Raw genomic sequence first — 25,789 nt, forward strand, 5'->3', positions numbered from 1 at the left:
GGTCTGATGGAACGCTATGGGATCAGCACCGCACGGCCCCTGACCTTGCCGTGATGAAGGTCCTTGAGCGCCTGGTTCGCCTCGCTCAAGCGGTATTCCTTCGTCGCGAGATGAACCAGTCCACGATCGGCCAGCGCCATCAACTCGACGAGCTCGGGATAGGTGCCGACCAGATTGCCGACGATGGTTTTCTCGCTGGTGATCATGTCGATGGTCGGCAACTCGATCTTTCCGCCATAGCCGACGATGTAATAGAACCCGCCATTACGGGTCATGCTCAGGCCTTTGGCGACCGCATCACCTTCACCGACAAAATCTATAACTGCCTCCGCACCATTGCCGCTGGTCAGCTCGAGCACGCTTTGCACTTCGTCACCGCCGCCCTTGACCGTATGGTCCGCGCCACATTCCTTGGCCAGTTGCAACGCGGTTTCCGAGCGGTCGACCACGATGATTTCCGCTGCGCAAAGCGCCTTCAATACCTGGATGCCGATGTGCCCCAGACCGCCTGCGCCGATAACGACCGCAAACTGGCCGGGCAGCAAATGGCGCGATGCCTTCTTGGCAGCGCGGTAGGCGGTCAATCCAGCGTCGGTGTAAGGTGCAACGTCCTTGGGCGCCAGCGACTTCGGCAACTTGATCAGCGAACGCTCACCTGTCAGCAGATATTCGGCATAACCGCCATTGGCATTGATGCCTGGGAAACTGCTGTCGGTCGCATGCATGTCGTCACCGCGCCGGCAGGCCAGGCAGTAACCGCTTGTCACGAGCGGATGGCAGATCACCGCATCGCCCACCTTGACGCTCTCGACCGCGGAGCCCACCGCCTCGACCCAGCCGGCGTTTTCGTGCCCCATGATGTAGGGCAAGGCAACGTCGACCTTGCTGCGCCAGATGCCTTCGACCACGTGCAGGTCCGTGCGGCAGACACCCGCGCCGCCAATGCGCACGATCACATCGGTGGCCCGCCCGATCTTCGGATCAGCGACCTCTTCGTAACGCACGAACTCGTCACGGCTTAACGATTCATCGTATTCATGCAGCACTGCAGCTTTCACGTTTCGTCTCCTTGTGTCTGGATGTTGCGGGCAGGCTCGCCGGTTCTTCCAACGCGTTTTTATAGCCTTCGTACATGCAATCTCCAAGGTCCATGCAATGTCCATGCCGATAACGCGTGCTCCGTCCACACAGGTCGCGGGCGCCTGATGGACAAAAGGAATCAATGGGGTGGATAGCCCGCATGGCGAGCTTGGGAATTCGACCACTGTCGCAGAATCGGACGCTTGATCGAGCGGCGGCCGCCGTAGCTGTCGCGAAATGGGACATATGTACGGCGCGGATTTGCCGGCATCCTCGCGGGAGGCTTTAGTGTGGCCGCATTTGAACGCTGCGCCGACGTGGCACGTCACAGAAGCCGGTTGGTGGCGATCGACTACGTGAGCAGCCCCGCGCCGTCGATGCCAACCGTGTACTTGCAGCCGGCCGCCTCGTGGCCGGTATGGTCTGACGCTCAGGCCTGGCGGATTTCCCTGGCCACGCTCTGCAACTGCGTGAACGCGCGAAACCGCGCCTCGTGCAGTGCCGCGATATCGCCTGAATGCGGCTCATAGGTCTTGCTGATGTGGGACATCCTGGTCATCGCCGAGCGCACGTCGTCGAACTGGCCGCCCGCCACGGCGCCCAGCATCGCGGCGCCCAGCAGGACGGGCTCTTCAGCCTGCGTGGCCAGCACGGGCCGCCCTGTTGCATCGGCGAGCAGTTGCCGTACGAGATCGAGCCTGCCCGCGCCGCCACTGATGACCACCCGCGCAATCGGGGCGCCGGCCACGGCCTGCGCTTCGATGATCTGGCGAAGGCCGTAACCGATACTGCAAATGCCGGCGATATAAAGCGCGACCAGACTGTCCAGGTCATTCTCCATTCCAAGGCCCACGATCACGGCGCGTGCGTGCGGATCGGCCAGCGGCGCACGGTTGCCCAAGAACTCCGGAACGATATGCAAACCCTTGGCGAGCAGCACGGCTTCCGACAAACTTCCCGACGCCTGCTCCGCGAGAGTGGCGAGCATCACCGGCAATGATTGACCCGCTTGCGCTGCTTTTTGCCGGGCATCGGGCGTTGCAGGGTGCATCGAAAGCAGTTGTTCGATCGCAGCGCCCGCCACCGATTGGCCGCCCTCGTTGAGCCAGGCATCGGGCACCATCGCGGAAAAATAAGGGCCCCAGACGCCGGGTACGAAGACCGGGCTCCGGGTCGTGGTCATCGTGCACGATGAGGTGCCGAAGACGTAGCCGAGGTTGGCCTCCGCTTCACCATCGGCGCCCACCGTGCCAATTCCGCCTGCATGGGCATCGATCACGCCTGTCGCGACCGGCGTTCCGGCTCGTAAGCCGAGCTCCGCGGCGGCAGTCGCTGTCAGCCCGCTCCCCAACGGCGTTCCCGGGTCAACAACACTCTGACCGATGCGTGCAAAGGCCTCGTCCGCCAGCACGCCGAGGCCGACGCTGCGGAAGTAACTCTCGTCCCAGCGCCGTTCGTGCGCGAGGTAGGTCCATTTGCACGTAACCGTACACGTGGATCGGGCCAGGTCTCCGGTCGCGCGCCAGGTCAGGAAGTCGGTCAGGTCGAAGAATTGCCATGCCGCCGCGAAGACGCTCGGCCTGTTCTCGAGGAGCCATAGCAGCTTGGGTGTCTCCATCTCCGGCGAGATCTTGCCGCCGACAAATTTCAGCACCTCATGGCCCGTCGCGTTGATGCGCTCCGCTTGCGCCAGGGCGCGATGGTCCATCCAGACGATGATGTCCCGCTCGGCCTGCTCCGATGGTCCCACGGGCAACGGTTGCCCCCCTTCACCCAGCACGACGAGCGAGCAGGTGGCGTCGAACCCGATGCCGGCGACCTGATCCGGCGACACCGCGGCCTGCGACAGCGCGTCCTTCACGGCATCGCAGACGGCGTTCCAGATCTCGCCGCTCGACTGCTCGACGATGGAGCCGCTCGCTTGATAGAGGGTGATGTCACGCTTCGCCGCGCCCGCCATGCGGCCGGCCAGGTCGAAGATTCCGGCCCGGGCGCTGCCCGTGCCTACGTCCACGCCAACGACATAACGCGTGTTGCCTGTCGTGCCGGAGGTCGGGTTTTCTGATGTCATAGCTTACTTGCCTGTTATGAGGGGCGTGTCGGGCACAAACCGGGCTCGCCCCTGTCACGCATTTCAGAGATCAACGCTGTTCGGAAGGATCACGAGATCGCGGATGGTCACGTTGCGCGGCCGCGTCAGCATGAAGAGTACCGCGTCGGCGACTTCCTTGGGCTGCATCAGACTGCCCGAAGCGAGCGCCTCGTCCATCTTCGCCTTCGGCCAGTCATCGAGCAGCGCGGTGACGACCGGGCCCGGCAACACCGCGCCCACCCGCACGCCATGTTTGGAGAGCTGGCGCCGGGTCGTGTGAACGAAGGCTTGCACCGCGAACTTGGAGGCGGTGTAGATCGGCTCCCACACGACTGGGACCATGCCCGCGATGGAGCTGGTAAAGATGATGTCGCCGGACTTCTGCGCGACCAGATGCGGCAGCACGGCGTGGACCGAGCGGAACGCGGCGTTGATGTTGAGGTTCAACATGCGGTCCCACTCGTCCGGATTGCCTTCCACCACTTCGCCGCCCACGTAGGCGCCGGCGTTCGCATGGAAGATGTCGAGGCCGCCGGCGAGGTCGAGGATCTTTGGCAACATTGCAGAGACTTCCTGCGGCTGCAGCAAATCCACGGTCAGCGGCAACGCGTTCGGCCCCAGTTCCGCGCAGAGTTGCGTGAGCCTGTCCGCGGCCCGATCGATGAGGACGACCTTCGCGCCTTCCGCGAGCAGCGTACGCGCGCACTCCAGGCCGATGCCCGATGCCGAACCGGTGATGGCTGCAACCTTTCCTTTCATCATGTCAGTCATTTTGTCATCCTAAGTTGCTGTAGATTACGCGCGGCCATGCGAGACGCGGGACTGCCGGGCGAGCGAGTCGACGATCACCGCAATTGCCAGCACCGCGCCGGTGATCATGAAGCGCAGCGAGGACGACAGGTTCAGCAGCGTCAGGCCGCTCGCGATCGACTGGATCACGATGATGCCCAGCACCGCCGAATACGCGCTGCCGCGGCCGCCGAAGAGACTGGTACCGCCAATCACCGCCGCTGCAATGGCGTTCAGGTTCACGTCGCCGCTGCCGGCCTGCTGGCTGGCCGAGGCGAGCCGCGCCGCCGTCAGCACGCCGCCGAGCGCGGCGAAACTGGCGCACAGCACGAAGGCGCTGGTGTAGATGGCGCTGACATTGATGCCTGCGCGTCTCGCGGCTTCGTGATTGCCGCCGACCGCGTTCATCGACCGGCCCCAGCGCGTTCTCTTGAGTGCGTAGTCCATCGCAACCGCGAGACCCAGGAAGACACCGAACATCAGGGGCACCCCTCGTCCCTGGTTGAGGTAGGCAACCACGACCTCCAGCAGCACGGTGATGGCCACGCTGCGCACGAGCAGGCTGCTCACCGAGGGCGCGGAGAGATTGGACGCGCGGCGGCGCTCGCGGGTGCGCATCCCGAGCAGCATCATCGCGACGCCCGGCACCAGCGCGAGGAGATACGAAACGGCGGCGGGGATAATGATGAGCTGCCCGAGGTTCACCAGCGCCGAGTCATAGGGCAGGTTGATCGATCCGGTCGCGCCCAGGACGTACAACTGCATGCCGAGGATCGCGAGCAGCCCTGCCAGCGTCGCGACGAAGCTCGGCATGCCGAGGCGGTTGAGCAGCAGCGCGTAGATGGCGCCGACCACCGCGCCAACCGCGATAGCGACAATGATGGCCAGCAGCACCGGCCAGCCGTGATTGACCCAGAGCATGCCTACCAGGGCTGATGCGAAGCCGCTCATCGAACCCACCGACAGGTCGATCTGCCCCACCATCAGCACGCAGACAATACCCAGCGAGATCACGCCGACCGTCGAGCAGTCGAACAGCAAATTCACCAGGTTGTTGGCCGAGAGGAACACCGGGTTCAGGCTCGTGAAGACGGTCCAGATAATGACCAGGCCGGCGATAACCGGCAGCGACCCCAGATCGCCCGAGCGCACCCGTTCGACAGCGGCGCCAACGGCGCCGCGGACCCCGGTCGCGTGCTTGACGCGGACATCGCTGCGGTCGAGCAGCGTGGACGGCTTCGGAGCGTCTTGCGTTTCACGCTGCGGTGCGCCTTGCATTTCATTGCTCATGATCGTTCCTTTGACTAGACGCTCTGTTCGGCCTGACGGCGGCCGGCGCGACGTGACACGGCGTTCTCGGTGGCGCCGGTAATCGCGGCCACCAGCTCTTGATTCGAGGAGTCGGGATAGAAGATGCCGTTGTTGCGGCCGAGCCGCAGCACCACGATCCTGTCGGCCACGGCGCGCACGTCCTCCATGTTGTGGCTGATCATGATGACCGCGTGGCCGCGGTCGCGCACCCGCTCGATCAGGTTCAGCACCTCGGCGGTCTGGGCCACGCCCAGCGCCGCCGTCGGCTCGTCGAGCATGATCAGCTTTGGATCCAGCAGCAGCGAGCGCGCGATCGCGACCGTCTGGCGCTGGCCGCCCGAGAGCGAGGCGACCACGTCGCGCACGCTCGGGATGCGTGCCGACAGCTCGTTGAGCAGCGTCCAGGCCTTGACTTCCATGGCTACCTCGTCGAGGCGCAGCGGATTCATCTCGCGCCCGAGGTAAATGTTCGCGACGACATCGAGGTTTTCGCATAGCGCGAGATCCTGGAATACCGTGGCGATGCCGAGGTCGAGCGCCGCGGCCGGATTGGACAGCGTGACTTCCTTGCCGCCGAACGTGATCGTGCCGGTGCTGGGTTGATGGACGCCGGCCAGGACCTTCACCAGCGTCGATTTCCCGGCGCCGTTGTCGCCCACCAGTGCAACCACCTCGCCGGCATGCACGTCGAGCTCGATGTCCGTCAGGGCCGAGACCGCTCCGAAGTGCTTCGAAACGCCGCGCAGGCTCAGCACCAGCTCACCTCGCCTGGACCGTGTTGTGGAGTCGTCAGTCATGGGACGGATACCTCATTGAGAGTAGAGGAACCCGGCACGAGCCGGGTCCCGTCCGGCATCGCGCCGGATGAGTTGGTTACAGTTCAGTTCGTCACGGGTTCAGTTTGTTATACCCAGCTTCTTGCACCCTTCGGCATAGCGGTCGGTGCACAGCTCCTTGGCGTTGGCGAAGCCCTTGTCGACGACTTCCGCCTTGAGGTTCTGCGCCGTGATGACGGCCGGCTTGAAGAGCTGGGACGGCGTGTTGAAGAGCGTCGTTTCACCCTTCGGGGTTTGCCCGGACAGGAAGCCGACAGCCACCTTCGCCGCCGCGGCCGCGACGATCTCGCTCGGCTTCAGGATCGTGTTGTACTCATCGCCCGCGATGATCAACTGGAGTCCCGCAAGCGTCGCGTCGTTGCCGGTCACCGGCGGCACCGGGTTGACGCCGGCGGCCTTGAAGGCCGCGACGGCCCCGCCGCCCGTGCCGTCGTTCGCGGCCACGACGCCGACAATCTGCGAACCGAAGCGGGTGATCTGCCCGCTGACCCACTGCTGAGCCTTCGGCGGCGCCCAGTCCGGCGTGTCGTACTCAGCCAGCGTCTTGTAGCCGCTGCCCTCCAGGCCGGCATGGATGCCCTTCTTGATCAGCCCCGCCGCAGCGTCGGTGGGTGAACCATTGACCTCGAGCACGCCGCCCTTGGTTGTCGGCACGCCCGTGGCTTTCAGGTGCTGGACGAGTGACTGCGCGATGGACTTGCCGATGCCTTCGTTGTCGAATGACACATAGTAGTTGGCCGGCGTCGAAGGCACGGGCCGGTCATAGGCAATCACCTTGATACCCTGGCCCTGCGCCATATGGACCAAAGACGCGGCGGCAGTGGAATCCACCGGGTCGAGGACGATCACCTTGGCGCCCTGCGCGATCACCGAGTTGAACTGCTGCTGCTGCGTCGACACGTCGGCATTGGCGTTCTGGTAGAGCACCTTGCAGTCGGGGCAGAGCTTGGTCATTTCGGCCTTGAAGCCGGGGAAGTCATGCTGTTCGTAGCGCGTCGATGCCTGGTCGGGCATCAGGAAGGCGACCGTGCCGCTAGGCGCGGCGAGCGCCGCCGTGCTGCTTGCAAGGCCAAGGCTCAGTACGCCGGCGCCGATCAGTTGGTTCGAAAGTCTGTTCATCGAATGTCTCCGTTTTTTTAAAAAGATTCCGGCGCTGATGCTGCCGTGGTTGGGCCTTGCTTGCCGCCGGTGCGGCTTCTTGTAGAACTTCGTTAGCTTTTCCAGCGATCCCGGTGTCGCCACATGCTCATCGTGTGCGGGCGTTGCAGTTCAATTCGCACCGGTACGAGCCACCCGTTGCGTCGGAATCTGTATGATCTGTAGTACCAAATATATTCGTTCAGGTGATCTCAGAGCGTTTCTAATGCGCTAACCCCGTGCTCCGCTGTCTACCGGCAAAAATACGCGCTAGCCGACCGCTTCCAGGGTTTGCGCAGCATCGGATGATTCAGTCGCGCTGGCAGCATTGAGCTGCTGATACGCGCGCCATCGCGATGGCGACATGCCCTTCAGCAACAGGAACTGCCGGTTGAAATTCGAGAGGTTATTAAAACCGACCTGATAGCAGATATCCGTAATAGTCAGTTCACCCGACATCAGCAATTGGCATGCAAGGTTAATGCGCAGCCGGTTCACATACTGCACGAACGGCACGCCGGTATGGCGGCGGAAATATCGCGAAAAGGCGCTGGCGCTTTGTCCCGCGAGTTCGGCCAGCTCGGTCTCGCGCAACTCTTGCGAGAGGTTCTTGCCAATATAAGAAAGCACGTGATTGATACGCGTCTCGGCATAGCGCGTCGGGTCCGCACGATAAGCGGCGCTCGCGAGCTTGACCTGTTCAGCGCTGTGCACGAGCAGGTCCAGCAATTCAAGAAACAACGTGAGGCGCCGCATGCCTTGCGCGCCCAGCATTTCGCGCATGATCGGTTCAGCGGCCGTACCCGTTTTCGGTGTGAACAGCACACCCCAGCGCGATGCATCGAGCAAGGACTCCACGCACTTGAGCTCGGGGAACACCTTGATGGCGTTAGCGACCATCTCGTCATCGAATTGCAGGATCAGGCAGCGTTCGTCCACGCGCTCGCCTGGCGACACATTGCTGACCCAGTTGTGCGGCAGATTCGTGCCTGTCATCACCAGATTGCCGGGCGCAAAGTTGCCGATGTAGTCGCCTACGAAGTACTTGCCCGTCGTCGCAGTGATGACCTGGATTTCGTACTCGGGATGGAAGTGCCAGCGCACCGTGCGATACGGATAGCCGTGCGACCAGACCTTGAACGACTCATCGCGCGGCACGGCGACCAGTTCCAGGTCCGGCTGGACAATGTTGGCGCGCCGTGCGTCTGTGCGCGCCGCGCGGCAATCCGCGCAGGTTCCGCATCGGCATGCCGTCGCACTCATCATGTTGTCCATCTGTCTTCCTCCTGACCCGCTTTTGTTTTGGGACGCCTCGCATAAACCGCCTCGCCATGCCTGCAAGTTAGCCCTGTCACGAATATTTCACCACTGAAATTGAAACCGCAAACTGATACTAATTTGCATTCGGGTAAGTCCGTAGGGTATCAAGAGTCAACTTTTGTGCAACGCAGCAGCTTCGCGAACGTTTCGCACTAACCCGTTGAATGTGATGTAAGCACGCGCGTGGCGGGCCTCCGGGCGACCCTCAATGCGGCGCGAAATAAGGCGTGTGAGCTAAGGAGGCAGCTACTATGCGTGGAAAACTATCCTTAAGCCCCGTCGCAAGCCATAAAGAACCGATCATCTTAATGTCCTCGACTGACGAATTCCTGCATGTATCCTTGGCGGCCACGCTAAGCGCCGAGATCGAGCGCGGCTTGTGGTCACGTGGACAGCGCCTGCCCTCGGTCCGGCAACTTGGCAAGTCCCACGGCGTAAGCGTCACCACCGTCCTCGCAGCTTATCGCCTGCTGGAAGACCGCCGGCTGATCGAGGCCCGGCCGCAAAAAGGCTTCTATGTGTGCTCGAACGCTCACCCGCTAACGGCCCCGGAGAGCTTGATCCTTCGCGCGGAGCGGGTAGACGAGTCCTTGTCCGTCGAAGGGTTGCAGTTGTTGAACGAGCCGCCTGGACTCGTGTCATTTGGCACAGCGCTTTGCGCAAAGGCCCTGTTCCCCGTTGACGCGCTGGGCCGCAGTATTGCCGCCACTGCACGCAAACAACGTGATTTGCTGGTCGAAGTATCATTCTCACCGGGATCAAACGCGTTGCGCCAGAGCATTGCCTCCCATGCGTCCACCTGGAACTGCCAGCTTGCGCCCGACGACCTCTTGATCACCAACGGCTGCGTTGAAGCCTTTGGCCTCTGCTTGCAGGCAGTCGCCAGGCCGGGCGATGTGATCGTCGTCGAGTCCCCCGCCTTCTACGGATTTTTATCGACGATTGCACGGCTCGGCATGATCGCGTTGCCGTTGTCATTCTTTCCCGATCCCACCCGCGCACTAGCCGAGATCGCTCGAGTTGCCGCCGAGCGTCGCGTGGGTGCATGCCTGGTCTCGACCAGCGTGAGCAATCCCAGCGGTCTGAGCATGACGACCGAGGCCAAGCAGGTGCTCGTCAATTCTTTGGATCGCCTTGGCGTGCCGCTTATAGAAGACGCGACGTTTTCCGATCTGCATTTTGATGCGGTCCAGCGGGCGGCCAAGTCCTACGACCGGACGGGAAACGTCCTGCTTTGCAGTTCCCTGACTAAAACGCTGGCCCCCGGCTTGCGAATCGGCTGGGTTGCCGGGGGCAGGCATCAGGACACGCTGGTGTCGCTCAAGCGCACCATGAGCATCGGGCAGCCGCTGCTCATTCAGGAAGGGGTAGCAGCCTATCTACGCACCGGTGGTTATCACTATCACCTTCGTCAGCTACGCAAGAAATGTCAAAGCCAGGTCGAGCAAACTGCTAACCTGGTGCTGCGGCATTTCCCTGTCGGCACCCAGGTCTCGATGCCAAGCGGTGGATATCTTCTATGGGTTCAATTACCGGAGTCGGTTTTGAGCATGGACGTCTACCGCATTGCGCTGAGCGAAGGCATCACCATCGCGCCGGGAAATTTGTTTGCGCCCGATGACCGGTTCATCAACTACATGCGCCTCAATTGCGGCGGAGAAATCGACCATGCGCGCTCGGACGCCCTTGTCCGGCTGGGGGCAATAGCGTGCACGCTTGCCTGATGCACTGAGCGACTGCTCCAGGGAATTCGCCGGGCTCTGTATATCGACGCTGCTCCAAGCCCGTCACATAATCGGTCATCAACGACCGAAAATCATCATGAAGACTTTTCCAGCATTCCGGGCCGCGGCGTGCCACGTCGCGCCTTACTACTTCGATACTCCCCGCACCATCGACAAGGCTTGCGCGCTGATTGCGGAGGCGGCCGGAAATGGCGCCGAACTCATCGCGTTTCCTGAAGCGTTTGTCTCATCGTTTCCTGTCTGGTCCGGCGTCCATGCGCCGGTCGATGTGCATGAGTTCTTCGTCAGCCTGGCCGGCAGTGCAATCGAAGTGCCCGGTCCCGAGGTGCGGCGTATTCAGGAAACCGCGCGTCGCCATGAGGTGTTTGTTTCCATCGGCATCAACGAAGGAACGCCCATTAGCCCGGCCTGCGTGTGGGATACGAACCTGCTCATTGGCGACGATGGCAGGTTGTTGAACCGTCACCGGAAACTGGTGCCTACCTATTGGGAGAAGCTCACCTGGGCCAACGGCGACGGCAGCGGACTGCGTGTAGTCGATACCCGCATTGGAAAGATCGGTGCACTCGTTTGCGGCGAAAACACCAATTCACTGGCCCGGTTTGCGCTCCTGGCTCAAGGCGAGAATGTGCACATATCGTCCTTCTCCCCGCGATGGCCCACTCATCCACCGGGTGAGGCGTCATACGATCTGGAGGCCGCCATCCGCCTTCGTGCGGGCGCCCATTCGTTCGAAGGGAAACTGTTCAACATCGTCGCGTCCGGCTTTCTTCCGCCGGACGCCATCGACCTGATTGCCCGCGACAACAGCCGCGCGCGGCAACTGCTGGAAGAGTCGCCTAAAAGTGTATCGATGATCTTCGGCCCCGACGGTCGCGTCATCAGCGACACCTTGCGCGATGAAGAAGGCATCGTGTATGCCGACATCGAGCTTGAAAAATGCGTCGTCCCCAAGCAGTTCCAGGACGTTGTGGGCTACTACAACCGCTTCGACGTATTCCAGCTCAATGTGAATCGACGGCCGCTCACGCCGGTGGAATTCAGCGATGCCTGCGCGGTTGCGGATGACGCAGATGCGTTGTACGGTCCTTATATTCCTGCCATCGAATGACGTTATCCCACCATGCCGAAGCACGAGAAAGCGCACATCATCGATTTATACAGCGACACGAAGACCGTCCCTACCGAAGGCATGCGTGCGGCCATGGCGGCGGCAGAAGTGGGCGACGAGCAAGCCGATGAAGATCCGACGACCCTCGCGCTATGTGCGAGGGTTGCGCGTGACCTGGGTTATCCGGCCGCCGTCTTCATGCCCTCAGGCACCATGTGCAACCTCGTGGCAACGCTCGTGCATACGCGTCCGGGCGACGAGCTTATCGCGGACTCGGAGTCTCACATTTGCACCACCGAAGCGGCTGGCGCAGCGGCCATTGCCGGCGTAGCGATCAATCCTGTTTTCACCGAAGACGGCGTGTTCACCGCCGATCAATGCCTCACCGCGATTCGTTTTCCTTCGCGCACTGCACCACGCTCAGCCATGGTCTGCATCGAGCAGACTACCAACTTCAGCGGCGGCGCCGTATGGCCGCTGGATACGCTGCGCGGGGTGCGCGATGCTGCGCTTGGCGCGGGTCTCAAGACGCACATCGATGGAGCACGGCTATTCAACGCGACGTGCGCAACGGGCATTCCCATGCGCGACTATACGCAAGGATGGGACAGCGCCTGGGTCGATTTCACCAAGGGTCTCGGCTGCCCTGTTGGCGCGGTATTGTGCGGAAGCGCCGATTTTATTCGTGACGCGTGGGTGTGGAAATATCGTCTGGGTGGTGCGATGCGTCAGTCGGGCGTGCTGGCGGCGGCTGCGATGTATGCGCTCGACCATCATGTCGAACGAATCGCCGACGACCACGCGAACGCGAAATTGCTCGTGCAACTTTTATCCGCCGAGCCGTCGTTCGTATTCACCACGCTCGCGCCTCAATCGAACCTCGTGCTGTTCAGCATGCAGGGCTTGCTGGCCGATGCAGCCACCTTCGCCCGGCGTGCAATCGAGCAAGGCGTGCGGATTCGCGCGCTGCCCAATGGGCGAATCCGTGCGACGACCCACCTCGGCGTCACACGTGAAGACATTGCCGCCGCGGCTGCAATCTTGACGGCCGCTGCGCGTGAGCTTCGGTCGGGCGTATGAAGGAGAAATCCAACCTGACGCGCTTCTCGCTTACACGTCGAAAACCGGATAAGAGGCCTCGTGAACGACTGCCAACATATCCTCTTTCGCGAGCAGCCCGGACTCGTCCAGTATGCTGCGCAGCGGGCGGCCTTCCGCAACTGACTGGCGAGCCAGTTTGCTCACACGCGCGTATCCGAGTTTGGGCACGAGTGCGGTTGCCATGGCCATCGAATCCATCAGGTGTTGCTCGTTTCGTGCGATATCGGCCGTGATACCGGCAACGCACTTCTGCGCGAACCGTTGGATGCCGTTGGTCAGCAGCATGATGCTGTCGAACACACGGGACGCGACTACAGGCTCGAAGTGATTGATCTCCAGTTCGCCATACTGAACCGCCTGCGCGACTGCAACGTCATTGCCGATGACCGCAAAACTCAACTGGATCATCGCCATTGGCAAGACCGGATTCACTTTGCCCGGCATGATCGACGAGCCGGCCTGAGCTTCAGGAAGGCGCAATTCCCCGAGGCCTCCTACCGGGCCGGATGACAGCACCGTGAGATCCGACGCGATCTTCGCCAAAGACGCCGCGCAGGTCCGCAGTTCACCCGAAATGCGAGAAAACACGTCCATGTTCTGCATTGCGTCGAACGGATTTGAGGGCGCCATATAGTCCACGCCGGCGATGCTTGAGAGATGCTGATAGACAGCCGATCGATATCCTGCCGGTGCGCCAAAACCCGTACCGATCGCCGTACCGCCAAGCGGGAGCGTGCGCAGTTTGTCGCGTACGGCCGCGAGTTCTTCCGCCAGGCGCCGGGCAAGCGACGCGTAGCCGCCAAAGAGCTGTCCCAGTCGCATCGGCTGCGCATCTTGCAGACACGTACGACCGAGATGGAGGATGTCGGCGAACTCCGTCTCCTTGGCGTCGAAGTGAGCGGCAAGCTGCCTTATTTCCGTGACGAGCGGTCCGAGCATCGCGTGCGTTGCAATCTTCAGGGCAGCCGGATAAACATCATTCGTCGATTGCGAACGGTTGACGTGGTCGTTGGGATGGATCACGTCGTATGAACCGGGTGCATGCCCAAGATGCTGCTGCGCCCGATTGGCGATGACCTCGTTGAAATTCATGTTCGTGGAGGTTCCGCCGGACCCTTCCAGCAGATCGGTGATGAGCGAGTCGTCGAACCGTCCTGCAATGACATCCTGACACGCGCGCACGATCGCATCGCACTGCTGCGCACCAAGCACGTCGTTATCACGATTCGCCAACGCGGCAGCCCACTTGCATTGCGCAAAGGCGTCCCGGAACTGCGGATAGTGCGCGATGCTGAGCGCAGAGACGCTGAGATTTTCAACACCCCTTACCGTGTTGACGCCATATAGTTTGTCGCCAGGTATGCTGACTTCGCCAACGTAGTCGCTTTCGGTTCGTGATTCAGTTTGTGATTCGGTATGAGCAAGCTTATTCATGTGAGTTCCTTTCACCAACAGTAATCAGTTCTTCAATGCCCCGCCCCAAGGCTTTCAGCCTGGGCAGGAAAGATGTTTCGATCACTTCGCGCGCCGTCTCGCATGCGTCCTCGAAGAACGCACTGTATTCGTCACGGCGCGCGACCAGATAAAGCGAGCGTTCAAGTCCCAGGTTATCCACCACATGTGTGGCAACCGCGCTCGCATACGCTGCGCCCTGCAGCAGGCACATTGGCGAAGTCACCGCCCACCCGATACCTTCGGCAACCATCGAAGTCAGGGCATCGGCGTTATCGAGTTCCAGACGGACCGGCATACGCAGATCGATTCGGCGCAGGTAGCGCTCGATCTGCATGCCAACCTGCGAGTTCCGGTTAAAGCGTACGATCGGCAGCGAGTTAGCCAGCGCTCGAACGTCTTCGACAGTGCGGACAGACTTGTGCGCGTCCTTCGGCGTGATGACAAGGTATCGCTCCGAGAAGAGCCGGTACCGCACCACGTCGTTGGCGTCCACCAGCGCGTCGCTCGTGACGATGAGATCGAGATCGCGCCGTAGCAATGCCTCACCCTGTTGAGGACTTAATCCCGTACGTATGGACAGTTGTGAAACCTTCTCCAGGAGGCGCCTGGTGAAGACCGACCCGCAAGTCGCCGCAAACGAGTCGACCAGTCCAATGCGCAGGTCGGGCTTGATCCCCTGCCCTGCTTCTACGACCTGCGCCTTCAGGTTCGCGATTTCCTCGCTCAGTATTGCCCCACGGTTTCGCAGCGCTATGCCGAACGGCGTCAGCGCCAGCGGGCGGGTGGTTCGATTGACAAGCACTACGCCGAGTTCCTCTTCGAGCTGCCGGATGATCTGGGAGACACCCGATTGAGAAATGCCCATCCGCGCCGCTGCTCCCGACATGCTGCCTTCTTCCGCGACAGCGACGAATACTTGTACCGCATGCATATCAATTGGCTTGTTCGGCGACATGTGGGCTCTTCCAAACGTGGTCCTTGCACGACACGCAGGATAGGTCATCTTGCGAATTGCATTGGAGCGTCAACTATGGCTAATTCCTGGTGCCGTCCGACGAAGCGGCGAGCGCAACACCACGTCCGCCTCCTGTTGCAGACTCGCTTTCATTACCATGTTCGGGCTTCATGTCCGACAGGTTTTCACTGCCCGTTTCCGGCGCAAACACATGGCAGAAGACGCCGCCGAACACTAATACACCGACGCACACGCCGAGTGCCGGGTGAATGCCAACGTGTTGCACCGCTACCGGAAGGAGGAACGTGCTGATAGCCGAACCAAACCGGCTGGAGGCCACTGCCAGTCCAACACCGGATGCACGCAGGTGAGTCGGAAAGAGTTCGGGCGGATACACAAACTCAAGATTGGCGGCCGCCGAGAGAATGCAGGCGAAGAGACCGAACGCGAGCATGGTTCCTATCGGCCCGAATCCGGCGTAAGCAAGGACCGCCAGGGCCACCGCTGCAAGGTAGAAAGTTCCAATGAGGAATGCACGGCGCGACAACTTGTCGACGATCAACAGACCAATGATTGCTCCCGCGAAGAGCAGGACGTTATAGATAAGGCCTCCTACGAAGTGGTCCTTGACCTGCAAGGCCTGAAGCACCTTCGGAGAAAACGTGCCCAACGCGAAATACGGGACAACCTGGCAGGTGTAGAACACACAACCGACCAGCGTGTTCTTGCGCCAGCGCGGCGATAACAATTCCGACCATGCGCCGCGCCGTTGCTGAGGCATAACCGACGGTTCAGGGAGGATAACTTCGGGCCCGAATTTGCGGCGAATGATTGAAAGCGCCTCGTCGCCGCGCCCGCGTTTCATCAACCACATCGGCGACTCCGGCACGCCCAGTCGGAATGGAAGAATGAGCAGTGCCGGGATCCCGCTCGCGGCAAGCATGATTCGCCATGCGTCGGGGCCAAGGTCACGGACGACGAACCCGATGAGGTAAGCGCCGACATAGCCCGCAGCCCATGCGGCTGCCAGCACGCTAAGCAAGCGGCCACGGTAACGGCGTGGCGAGAACTCGGTTACGAGTGACTTGCTTACTACGTAGTCGGCACCAAGAATCAGTCCCAGCAGCAGGCGAAGGACCAACAGTTGCACCGGCGAAGTCACGAAATATTGCGCCGCCGAGATGACCGCGAACAACAGCATGTCGAACGCGAAGATGGTGCGCCGGCCGTACTTGTCCGCGACCGGACCGGCGAACATGCTCCCGAGAAACAGGCCTGCCAGGGATGCCGCGCCAAGCAACCCCATCCAGAGCGGAGTCAAATGAAGTGACAGGGATGCCATGCTCACCGCGATGCCGATGATCCCCAGCACGAAGCCGTCGCTGAACTGGCCGCCTGTTCCGCTGAACGCCACTCGCAGATGGAAGCGGCGCAGAGGAAGATCCTCCAGCAATATCTGTTTGCTCACATTTGTCTCCTGAGACTTTTGTTATCGCGGCGCGCGGTTCGTCGCCTCGGAAACAAGTGTAGAGAGTCAAATTCAAGAAAACAGCATGTCTGAAGGCAGTATCAATCAATCTAATACTATGTCACGCGGCGGCTGAAGTTAAGCGCGTGGAGTCCTTGTTGAGCGGAATCGGGCCGCTTTTTGCGTCAGGTGATTTGCGGAATCGCAAGCGCTACGCAGGCGTCTTTCCGGCTTGCCGATAGCAGATAGTGCGACGCCGCTTTACGCAGTAGCCGACAACGAGTCACGGTTGCACGAAAGGCAACGTACTGGAGAACTCCTCCATTTCCATCGCGCGTGCTGCCAGCCGGGCGAGCCTTGGGAACGCAACCGGATGAACGACGTCGGGCATCACTGCCAACGACGCCGTCTGATAGGTGATCGCGACCATCACGTCGGCTTGCGAAAGCGCGTCGCCCACCAGCCAGCCGCTACCGGCTCTCGACTCGATCATCTGAAATCCGGCCAACGCCTGCTGGCGAAACGATTCGACAATCGAAGCGATCTGATGCTCGGACGGACGGAGCGACTCGTCGAAGATATTGCTGAGCTTCCCGTAGATCGCGGATGCAATGCCGATGAACTGCAACGCATCGCGCCGATCCACCCCGGACGGCGCGAGCAATGCGCGTTCGGGGCCGACCTCTTCGTGCAGGTACTCGATGATGCTGCCGCTGTCGTAGAGAATCGTGCCGTCGTCGAGCACGAGCGCCGGCACCTTCACCATCGGGCTGAACGGACGAATGAGTTCCTGCTGCTCATAGGCGTGATAGGGCAGATGCTCGAACGATATGCCGAGCAGATTCAACGTAATGCCGACCCGGCGGGTATAGCCGGAAAACCATGGACCGATAAGCTTCATTGTTGACTCCTCGAAATTGACTGTGTTGGGGTTCGCGAACGATCAGAACGCTTCCTTGAAAGGACGCAGGTCGAGCTCGTGCGTCCACGCCGAGCGGTGCTGGCGGTGAAGCGACCAAAATGCATCGGCGATGGCGTCGATATCGAGCAGTCCGTCGTCACCCTTGTGCTTGACGTGCTCCGCGAAGCGCGTATGCACCCGTTCTCCGTCGATGCCCCCGTCGATCACGACATGGCCGACGTGCAGGCCAAGCGGACCGAATTCGCGCGCCATGCTTTGAGCGATCATGCGCAAACCGGCCTTGCTCGACGCGAAGTGGGCAAAGTTCGGCATGCCTCTTAGCGCACCCGTCGCCCCGCTGAAAAGAATCGACCCTCGGCCGAGGGGAGCAAAGCGCCGTGCAGCCTCTCGACCCACGAGGAAGCCGCCAAAACAGTTGAGCCGCCAGAACGATTCGAAGACATCCGCCCCCATCGTGCGCAGATCCATAGGCTGATTGTTTCCTGCGTTGTATGCGACGAGGTCGGCGCTGCTGCCATTTCCGTCTGCACGCATCGCGACGTCGAACAACCGGATCACATCCGCTTCGCGCGTGACGTCCATGACGACCGTGCTCGCCGAGCCGCCCGCCTCGACAATGCTCTCGCGTACCCGTTCGATCTTCGCTTCGGTGCGCCCCGCAACGATGACGTGACGCCCCTCTGCCGCGAATCGGCGAGCCAGGCCCGCGCCGAGCCCTTGCTCCGGCCCCACCCCTATAACCACCGCCTTCGGGCGATCCAGGACGTGCGTTTCTACACTGATAGACATGGATACTTTCCTTTCCGAAATGACCTTCTGCGCAGCCGCGAAAGCGGCACGAATGCCCCCGTGGGCCGTTCGAAGCGCTGTTGAAGTTCGTCAACGATTGCGATGAGTGAACGATACCGAGTGCGAACAAAGAGATAAATCGTCGCTACAATTCCACATTGTTTCTTCTGTGAAACAATCATGAAGATCGGCATGAGAGATCAGCATGAGACATGCGAGGATTCAGATCGTGGACAAGTTTCTGGCCATGCAGGCGTTCATTCGAGTGGTCGAAAGCGGGACCTTCACCAAGGCCGCGCAGATGCTCGATTTACCGAAGACGGCCGTCAGCCGCTTGATTGTGTCGCTCGAAGTCGAATTGGGCACGAAGCTGCTCAACCGTACGACACGCAAGGTCTCGACCACGGCGGATGGCGCTGCGTACTACGAGCGCGCGCTCCAGTTGATGAGCGATCTCGCGGAGCTCGAGGGCACGATGTCGCGTGCGAAGAGCAACCCTCGAGGACGCTTGCGCGTCGACATGCCCGTGCCCTTAGGTCTGTCCGTGATCCTTCCCGCGTTACCGGCGTTCGTCGAGCGGTATCCGGACATCGAGTTCGAGTTCGGACTCAGCGATCGCCCGGTCGACCTCATTGCAGAGAACGTCGACTGCGTTGTGCGCGCGGGGGAGATCTTCGATCAATCGCTCGTGGCGCGGCAGATCGGCGCCGTCAAGCAGATCCTGTGTGCGACACCGGCGTACTGGGACGAGCACGGGCGGCCTTCGCATCCGTCGGACCTCGATCAAGGACATGTCGTCATCCGGGCCATCGCTTCGCGGACCAACCGGCCCTTCCCCATCGTGGTCAAGAAAGATCGTGAACGCGTGGAGGTGCGCAATTGGCGGGGACTCACCGCTAACGACATCATGGCGTGCCTGACCATGGGCCTGGCCGGTCTCGGCGTCGTCCATGCGTTGACGTTTTCCGCCAGAACGCATCTTCAAAGCGGTGCGCTCGAAGCCGTCCTGAACGACTGGGTATCGGATCCCGTTCCCGTTTTCGTCGCGTATCAGCCGAACCGGCACCTGAGCACGAAGGTTCGTGTGTTCATCGACTGGCTCGCCGCACTATTTGCGAGCAATGAATCGACCGCGAAAAGCGAAACCCGGTCTCCCTATCATGACCCATCATGACCCTCAGTATTTGCCATAGATGATGCCAAGGATCATCGCTTCGTCGTCGAAAACCTCGAGGGTGTCGGTGAGCTCGGTGACGGGGCCCGCGTTATTGACGAACAGTGCATAGGCGAGTATTCGACCGCTCTTCGCTTCAATGTAGCCCGCCATGTTCATGGCGACCATCTCGTCATTGGCCACCGTCGCGCCGCTCTTGACGAAGATGTGCTCCTTACCCACGACGTTCTTGCCGACCGCCGCAAGCGATCCGTCGACACCGAGAATCGACAGCGAATCGCGATACACCGGATAGACAGGCAAGCGGCTCATTGCGGTCAAAAGCGTCGCGGTCGTGCGGGCGGTAGCCTGGCTGTCGGGCGTGCCGCTGCCATTGGTCGGGAAATTAAAGCCCGCGCCGTCGAGGCCGAGCGTGCCGGTCAGGAATTTGCGCTCGGTGGTGAGCGCGTCTGCGACAGTGCGCACGCCTTGCGCAAGCCCCTGGTACATCAGACTCAAATTCGCGCCGGTGTTCAGGCTCACTTTCAGCACGAGCTTGGCGAATTCGGAATACGGCATCGACGAGAAGCTCGCGACCTGCGTCGCACTCGCATAGTCTTGCGCCGGCGGCAACGCGCTTGTCTGGTTCGGCTGCACGGCGGGCGCCGATACGGACACGCCTGCCCGGACCAACGCATCGATGAAGGCCGTGCGCGCAAACGACGGCGGATCCTCGACGCGCAGGATGCTCACATAGAGGCCGTTGCCGACGAGCGGAGACACGTAGCCGAGCGGAATCGTCGCGGGTGAGGAAAGGCTTTCCTTGCTCGACAGCGTGCCCTTGCAGCCGGGCGCGGCGAGGCAGGACAGCGGCGCGGCATTCAGTGCGTCCCCGGACACGAGGATATCGGCATTGCTGCTGGCCGCCGTGGTCAGCGACGTGCCTTGCATCGTCATTGCGCTGGTGCGCGGGCGCCAGTCGAGCACGCCGGCCTGCCCCGCTGACGCGCCCGGCGAGAGCGTCACGTCGATCACGTTCTCGTTGATAACGATCGGCGAGATCAGCACATTGCCATTCGGTACGCGAAACGCATCGAACAGGCGATCGTCGATGATCACGTCGCCATCGACCGACGTAATGCCCGACGCCCTGACCTGTTGCGCGAGATCGTTCAACGCAGTGAGCGGATCTTCCGGTGTGAGGATCGCACCGCCAAAACCGCGCGCGTCGTTGTGATCGAAGTCGGTGAAATCAACGGTGCCGTCGGGCTTCTGCCGTCCGCCGAACGTGAGATCGCCGGACGCCTCGAGAATCAAATTACCCGTCAATTTACCGGACGAATCGACGACGCCATTGCTATATACCGGCGTGACGAAGCGGTGATTCGCACCGACCACGTTGAGCGCAGTCGCCACCGAATACAACTTGCGCACGGAGGCCGTGAGTACGAGCTTGTCGGGTTGCATCGTCTCGAGCACCTGGCCCGTGTTCGCGTCCATCACGACCATCGACCATTGCGAATTCGCGCTCGTATAGCGTGGCTTGTGCATGATCTGCGAGATCGGATCGGCCGTGTCGTCGCTCCCGCAGCTCGCGATGAGCGCGCACGAAGCGATCAATGCCAGAACCGCCGGAAACGCTGCGCGCATGTCATTCCTTCCGGCGAGCCTGTCCGGCTTCAAGGGGCCGCGACATCATTGCAGCTTCCAGAGTTGCGCTGCAATCTCGCCTTCGTCCTGGAACGCGTTCAGAACGGTCGGGAAGCCTTCGAACATGACATTGTTCATCGCCATGAAGAAGGCGATCCGGTGGCCGCTCTTCGCGTCGATATAACCGGCGAGCGCCTGCGCCTTGAGAAGCGGTACTGCGGGCGTGGTCGTGCTCAAGCCGACATAGGTGCCCGTCTTCGCGTACACCTGCCCCTTGGCGCCTGCCAGCGTAGGGTCGGCTTCGAAGTCCGTGACGGTCGTGAGCGATCCATCGACGCCGAGCGAGGGCAGCGTAGCGACGTAGGTCGCATAGTCGGGCATCGATTGCATGCCGCGCAGCATCGCGATGACAGCCTTGGCGTTCGCGGTGGTGTCGCCGCCACCGCTTCCGTCGATGAAGTGATACTGGTCCGGCGCTATGTTGAACGTCGAAGACAGTTCGCTTTGCTCCGTCGCAAGCGCAGCGGTCATCGTCCTCGAGCCGTTTTTAGCGAGACCATACAGCATCAGGGTGATGTCCGCGCCAATGTTGTAGCTGACTTTGTTCACGAACCGCAGGTCCTGCGCATAGGGTGCGGACGTGAGCTGAGCCACCTGCTGCGCGCTCGAATACGAGCCTTGCGCGGGCAGCAATGCCACCGGATTCGGCTCGACGGACGCCGCCGTCACCGTCACGCCCGCGCGCGCCAGCGCTTCGATGAACACCGTGCGCGCATAGGTGGACGGCTCGCTCACGCGGAACGTGCGGATCAGCGGATACGCATTGGTCAAAGGAGGCGCGACGCCCGCGGGCACTGTGCCGCTCACTTCGCCCACGCAATTCGTCTGGCCGAAGCACAGCGGCACCGCGGGAGGATCGGGGTTGAGCGTGACGGCGAAATCCGTCGTCGCCGCGGCCGTTGCGAGCGTCGATTGCACGGAGAAACCAGCGGACATCGGCCGATAGTTGAACGGAAGGAGCGCACCTTGCGCGCTCGAACTGAACGAGATATCGACGACGTCGTCGTTGACCAGCATCGGCGTGACGTCGAAGCCCTCTTCTTCGCGGTACGGGAACGCATCGAAGAGACGGTCGTCGATCACGACATCGCCATTGACGGTCTTAATGCCTGCAGCGGCCACCTGTGCGGCGATGGCGTCGAATCCCGCGAGCGGGTCGGGTGTCGACAGCACTGCATTACCCAGACCGTCGGCTTCGTTGTGATCAAACGCGGTGATCGCGACGGTGCCGTCCGGATTGGCGCGGCCGCCCATCGTCAAATCGCCGCTCGCCACCATGATCAGGTTGCCGTTGAGCGCGCCGCTTGCATCGACCGTGCCCTGCTTGTACACGGGTGTCACGTGCGTGTGCCGCGCGCCGAGCACATCGAGCGCGTTGCCCGTGGAGAAGAGCTTGCGAACCGAAGCGATGAACACCTGCGAACTGGAATTGAGATCGTAGATCACGCGCCCGGTATCGAGATCGACGACCTGCATCGCCCAGGTCGCGCCGTTGTACGCGGGCTTCTGCATGATCTGCATGATCGCATCCGGGACCGCCGTGTCCGGGTTGCTGGAGCCGCCGCATGACACGAGCATGAAGGCCGCCGCAAACGCTGCCCATCGTTTGCACTTCGGGTCGATCGTTGCTTTCATTGCAGCTCTCCTGGTCCGACTGTTTTTTTGTCTGCGCCGTGCCTCGAATCACTACTTGCCGAGTTCGCCGATCACCATTCGCGCGATCGTGTCAGCGGGCGGCCGGCCATCGGGTGACTCCGCGGTCGTGGTCCAGATGACGACCGTCGTCACCGTCACCGGGTCATACACCATGAACGTGTTGAAGCCGTTGATCTGGCCGTTGTGCCCGTAGTACGTCCCGTATTTGACGATGCCGAGGCAATACGCCGGCGCGTTCGGATTGCCTGCCACGAGCGGCGTGCAGGTGGACAGCCGCTTTGACTGCAGATCCGCGCTGAGATAGCCGCCGCCTACCATCCGCTGCACGACGGCCGCGAGTTCCGTGATGGTCGATATGCCCGAACCCGCGGTCCAGCCCCAGGACGCTGACGCAGTGGTGACATCGGTCGGCTGCAGCGTGCCGTTTTTCGCGGCTGCCTGAAGCTCGGGAGACAGCGCCGGGGTGGTCGCCGTCTCCGCATTCGTGCCCCACAGATAGCCGTGCGCGGACGGCGCAGGCATCGACGTATCGTCTTGCGGAGGCAGATAGGTAGCAGTGAGGCCGAACGGCGCGAAGAGGCGCGTCCTGATTGCATCGGCGGCGCTCATGCCGGTAAGTTGCTCGATGATCTGTCCCAGCAGGATGGTGTTCGTGTTCGAGTAGCCGAGCGCGGTGTCCGGCGCGAATTCCTCGTCGTGGCTATAAGCGATGGCGAGAACCTCGGCGGGTGTCCACAGCCTGTCCGGTTGCGAATCGAGCGTCTGATTGAACCCGAGGTCCTTGCTGTAGTTGTAAAGGCCGCTTCGCATCGCGAGCAGCTGCTGGATCGTGATTGCATCGCCGTTCGGCACATTGGCGATGTACTTGCTGACCGGGTCCGTCAAGCTTAGCTTGCCCTCCTGCACCAGTTGCAGGATGACCGTGGCAGTCCATGTCTTCGTCACGCTGCCAACGCGAAAGTACGCGTTCGTCGGAATCGGCGTATTGGTGCCCCGTATGGCAGTACCGAACGATTCGAGCCAGTTGCCCTTGGGTGACTGCACGTAGACAACGGCGCCCGGTGCCTGCATGTCGCTCATCAATTGAATGACTTGCGGCCGCGCGGCGCTGACGTACGCGGGGTCAGCGGGTGAACCGTTACCGCCGCAACCGCACAACAGAAACGAAATGGCCAGGGCGAAGGCAAACGCACGGCAACGAGACGTGGATTGCGTCTGAGCAATCAGGCGGGCGATCATCATTGCTCTGCTTTCCTTATTGGTCGTCGCGCAATGCTTTAGAGATCGCCGCTCGATGATGAAATTGGACCGGAGCCCGTATCAATGAATCAGGCGAATGACGTGTTGTAATCGGTTACTCTGGAGAAATGATAGGACAGGCTTTGCAAGAATGCATGCCTATTACTTCCCGCGGAAAAATGAGGTTCCGGACAGATGCGCCTCTGGATCGACGATGCAGGAGTGAGGAGGCGTCTTCCTGAATGGTCAGTGGATATTGACTGCGCACGCTTGGGAATCTGCACGGCTCGCAGGCGGCTCGCGGGGTTCGTGATATCCGCTGCCATAGAAGGACGAAAAGATGAGTGCAAATCCTGTCATATCCCATTTGTCATAAAGGTTGAGTTGCTTATTACTATCTAGTTTGATAACGCCGGTTTCTCTTGCGCTAACCTGAAAATCCGCCGCGATCTCCTGAAACTTCGCAGTCTGCGCAAAAAAATGGATAACAACGATCCCGCCAGACGATCTCCGGAGCATCCGGACGAAGCCCCCCTGGATGAGCCTGGGTCCCGCCACGCCGCCTATTATTTCTTCGTCTCGTGGCTCGACCTGGCCGTCTCTCTCGGCATAACGGTGATTGTCGGCACCGTGGTGATCTGGGTGGCCATCCGCGTCATCCAGCCCGCACCACCCACTACCCTGACCATGTCCGCGGGTCCCGAATACAGCCGCTTCTGGTTTGCCGCGCAAAAGTACAAGGAGATCCTCGCGCGCAACGGCGTAACGCTGCGCGTGATGACATCGTCAGGTACGCTTGAGAACCTCGTGCGACTCGCCGATCCCGCCAGTCATGTTGATCTCGGCTTCGTGCAGAGCGGCCTGACGAGCATCCAGAGCGTCGTCTCTCCCGACACGCGGCAGGTAGGCCTGATGTCGCTCGGCAGCGTCAGCAATTGGCCGCTCTTCGTTTTCTATCGCGGCCCCGAACTCACCCGGCTCTCGGAATTCAAGGGCAAGCGGCTCGCGATCGGCCGCGAAGGCAGCGGCACGCGCCAGATCGTACTGTTGCTGCTGAGGGCAAACGGCGTTGAGCCCGGAAGCAACGCGCAGATGCTGCCGCTCGTCGGCGAGGACGCCGTGAACGCCTTGCTGGCGGGCACAGTCGACGTGGCCTTCCTGACGGCCGATTCGGCGCGCCCCGCGCTGATGGAGAAAATGATCCGCACGCCCGATATCCGGCTCTTCAGCTTCACGCAGGCGAAAGCCTACGTGCGCAGCTTCCCGTTCCTGAGCCAGTTCGAAGTGCCAATGGGCGCATTCGATCTGGCCGACAACCTGCCTGCCGAACCCACGGCCACCGTCGAGACAACAGTAGAGCTGATCGCGCGCGATACGCTGCACCCGGCGCTGTCGGATCTGATCGTCGAGGCCGCCGGCGACGTTCACGGCGGCGCCAGCCTGCTGCACGCCGCCGGCGAGTATCCGGCGCCCGTTGCGCATGATTTTCCGTTGAGTCCCGATGCCGTGCGCTACTACAAGTCCGGCAAGAGCTTCCTCTACCGGACCATGCCGTTCTGGCTAGCGAGCCTCGTAGACCGCCTGCTGGTGCTGGTCGTGCCGATCGTCGTCGTGCTGATACCCGCGATTCGCTTCGTGCCGCCGCTGTACGCGTGGCGCGTCAAGTCGCGCTTCTACCGTCGTTACGGCGAGCTGATCGCACTCGAGCGCAGCGTGCTCGACGACCCGTCTGAACAGAAGTATGTCGAGTTCACCGAGAAGCTCGATGCAATCGAAAAGGGGCTCAACAAACTTCAGATGCCGGTCGCCTACGCCGATCATTTCTACGAGTTGCGCGAGCACATCAGCTATGTGCGCTCGCAGATCGCAGCGCTACGGCGCGGTGGCGACTCGCGAGCATAAGTCAGCGTGAGCGTGGGC

At 61.4% G+C, this 25,789-nt stretch carries 20 protein-coding genes; 5 read left to right on the forward strand and 15 right to left on the reverse strand.

What is annotated here, in order from left to right; genetic code table 11:
* Positions 1 to 14: 14 nt before the first annotated feature.
* From ACSOSP_RS31885 to ACSOSP_RS31915, 7 genes are all read right to left on the reverse strand, one after another.
* The gene (locus ACSOSP_RS31885; protein WP_455314655.1) at positions 15 to 1,058 is read right to left on the reverse strand and encodes an NAD(P)-dependent alcohol dehydrogenase; all 1,044 of its coding nucleotides are present in this window, start codon (positions 1,056 to 1,058) and stop codon (positions 15 to 17) included.
* 452 nt (positions 1,059 to 1,510) lie between these two features.
* On the reverse strand, positions 1,511 to 3,151 hold the full coding sequence (locus tag ACSOSP_RS31890) for an FGGY-family carbohydrate kinase (protein ID WP_455314656.1): 1,641 nt from the start codon (positions 3,149 to 3,151) through the stop codon (positions 1,511 to 1,513).
* A gap of 63 nt (positions 3,152 to 3,214) precedes the next feature.
* Positions 3,215 to 3,943, reverse strand: a complete 729-nt coding sequence (locus tag ACSOSP_RS31895; RefSeq protein ID WP_455314657.1) for an SDR family oxidoreductase — start codon at positions 3,941 to 3,943, stop codon at positions 3,215 to 3,217.
* Between the two features lie 24 nt (positions 3,944 to 3,967).
* Positions 3,968 to 5,251 carry a sugar ABC transporter permease gene (locus ACSOSP_RS31900; RefSeq protein ID WP_455314658.1) on the reverse strand — a complete coding sequence of 428 codons (1,284 nt, stop codon included), beginning with the start codon at positions 5,249 to 5,251 and terminating at the stop codon, positions 3,968 to 3,970.
* A 14-nt stretch (positions 5,252 to 5,265) separates the two neighbouring features.
* Positions 5,266 to 6,069 (reverse strand): ATP-binding cassette domain-containing protein, encoded by an 804-nt coding sequence (locus ACSOSP_RS31905; RefSeq protein ID WP_455314659.1) that lies wholly within the window; start codon positions 6,067 to 6,069, stop codon positions 5,266 to 5,268.
* A gap of 99 nt (positions 6,070 to 6,168) precedes the next feature.
* Entirely contained in the window at positions 6,169 to 7,227 is a 1,059-nt protein-coding gene (locus tag ACSOSP_RS31910; RefSeq protein WP_455314660.1) for an ABC transporter substrate-binding protein, read from the reverse strand.
* Positions 7,228 to 7,515: 288 nt separating this feature from the next.
* Positions 7,516 to 8,520: a helix-turn-helix domain-containing protein gene (locus ACSOSP_RS31915; protein ID WP_455314661.1), complete on the reverse strand. Its 1,005-nt coding sequence runs from the start codon at positions 8,518 to 8,520 to the stop codon at positions 7,516 to 7,518.
* 353 nt (positions 8,521 to 8,873) lie between these two features.
* Here ACSOSP_RS31915 and ACSOSP_RS31920 point away from each other — a divergent pair, with 353 nt between their 5' ends.
* The 3 genes from ACSOSP_RS31920 (at position 8,874) to ACSOSP_RS31930 (ending at position 12,501) form a co-directional block, all read left to right on the forward strand.
* Complete coding sequence (locus ACSOSP_RS31920; protein WP_455314662.1) at positions 8,874 to 10,289, forward strand: aminotransferase-like domain-containing protein; 1,416 nt, start codon at positions 8,874 to 8,876, stop codon at positions 10,287 to 10,289.
* Between the two features lie 97 nt (positions 10,290 to 10,386).
* A complete protein-coding gene (locus ACSOSP_RS31925) occupies positions 10,387 to 11,421 on the forward strand; it encodes a carbon-nitrogen hydrolase family protein (RefSeq protein WP_455314663.1) in 1,035 nt (344 codons plus the stop codon).
* Positions 11,422 to 11,433: 12 nt separating this feature from the next.
* Complete coding sequence (locus tag ACSOSP_RS31930) at positions 11,434 to 12,501, forward strand: threonine aldolase family protein (protein WP_455314664.1); 1,068 nt, start codon at positions 11,434 to 11,436, stop codon at positions 12,499 to 12,501.
* A 30-nt stretch (positions 12,502 to 12,531) separates the two neighbouring features.
* On the opposite strand, the gene ACSOSP_RS31935 is transcribed toward ACSOSP_RS31930, so the two are convergent.
* The 5 genes from ACSOSP_RS31935 to ACSOSP_RS31955 all read right to left on the reverse strand — a co-directional run bounded on the left by ACSOSP_RS31935 (position 12,532) and on the right by ACSOSP_RS31955 (position 18,111).
* Positions 12,532 to 13,956, reverse strand: a complete 1,425-nt coding sequence (locus ACSOSP_RS31935) for an aspartate ammonia-lyase (protein WP_455314665.1) — start codon at positions 13,954 to 13,956, stop codon at positions 12,532 to 12,534.
* A complete protein-coding gene (locus ACSOSP_RS31940; protein ID WP_455314666.1) occupies positions 13,949 to 14,932 on the reverse strand; it encodes a LysR family transcriptional regulator in 984 nt (327 codons plus the stop codon). Before ACSOSP_RS31940 ends, ACSOSP_RS31935 begins: the two co-directional genes overlap by 8 nt.
* A gap of 79 nt (positions 14,933 to 15,011) precedes the next feature.
* The gene (locus tag ACSOSP_RS31945) at positions 15,012 to 16,400 is read right to left on the reverse strand and encodes an MFS transporter (RefSeq protein WP_455314667.1); all 1,389 of its coding nucleotides are present in this window, start codon (positions 16,398 to 16,400) and stop codon (positions 15,012 to 15,014) included.
* A 283-nt stretch (positions 16,401 to 16,683) separates the two neighbouring features.
* A complete protein-coding gene (locus ACSOSP_RS31950; RefSeq protein WP_455314668.1) occupies positions 16,684 to 17,301 on the reverse strand; it encodes a glutathione S-transferase family protein in 618 nt (205 codons plus the stop codon).
* A 42-nt stretch (positions 17,302 to 17,343) separates the two neighbouring features.
* On the reverse strand, positions 17,344 to 18,111 hold the full coding sequence (locus tag ACSOSP_RS31955) for an SDR family NAD(P)-dependent oxidoreductase (protein ID WP_455314669.1): 768 nt from the start codon (positions 18,109 to 18,111) through the stop codon (positions 17,344 to 17,346).
* A gap of 229 nt (positions 18,112 to 18,340) precedes the next feature.
* Between ACSOSP_RS31955 and ACSOSP_RS31960 the strand changes: the two genes are divergently transcribed.
* Positions 18,341 to 19,285 carry a LysR substrate-binding domain-containing protein gene (locus ACSOSP_RS31960; RefSeq protein ID WP_455314670.1) on the forward strand — a complete coding sequence of 315 codons (945 nt, stop codon included), beginning with the start codon at positions 18,341 to 18,343 and terminating at the stop codon, positions 19,283 to 19,285.
* Positions 19,286 to 19,288: 3 nt separating this feature from the next.
* Here ACSOSP_RS31960 and ACSOSP_RS31965 read toward each other — a convergent pair whose 3' ends face one another.
* The 3 genes from ACSOSP_RS31965 to ACSOSP_RS31975 are packed head-to-tail and all read right to left on the reverse strand — an operon-like array spanning position 19,289 to position 23,872.
* Entirely contained in the window at positions 19,289 to 20,914 is a 1,626-nt protein-coding gene (locus ACSOSP_RS31965) for a D-alanyl-D-alanine carboxypeptidase/D-alanyl-D-alanine-endopeptidase (RefSeq protein WP_455314671.1), read from the reverse strand.
* Between the two features lie 45 nt (positions 20,915 to 20,959).
* Positions 20,960 to 22,609: a D-alanyl-D-alanine carboxypeptidase/D-alanyl-D-alanine-endopeptidase gene (locus ACSOSP_RS31970; protein ID WP_455314672.1), complete on the reverse strand. Its 1,650-nt coding sequence runs from the start codon at positions 22,607 to 22,609 to the stop codon at positions 20,960 to 20,962.
* A 51-nt stretch (positions 22,610 to 22,660) separates the two neighbouring features.
* Positions 22,661 to 23,872 carry a serine hydrolase domain-containing protein gene (locus tag ACSOSP_RS31975; RefSeq protein WP_455314673.1) on the reverse strand — a complete coding sequence of 404 codons (1,212 nt, stop codon included), beginning with the start codon at positions 23,870 to 23,872 and terminating at the stop codon, positions 22,661 to 22,663.
* Between the two features lie 477 nt (positions 23,873 to 24,349).
* On the opposite strand from ACSOSP_RS31975, the gene ACSOSP_RS31980 reads away from it, so the two are divergent.
* On the forward strand, positions 24,350 to 25,771 hold the full coding sequence (locus ACSOSP_RS31980; RefSeq protein WP_455314674.1) for a TAXI family TRAP transporter solute-binding subunit: 1,422 nt from the start codon (positions 24,350 to 24,352) through the stop codon (positions 25,769 to 25,771).
* The last annotated feature ends 18 nt before the right edge of the window (positions 25,772 to 25,789 follow it).

Source organism: Caballeronia sp. KNU42 (genome assembly GCF_053760385.1).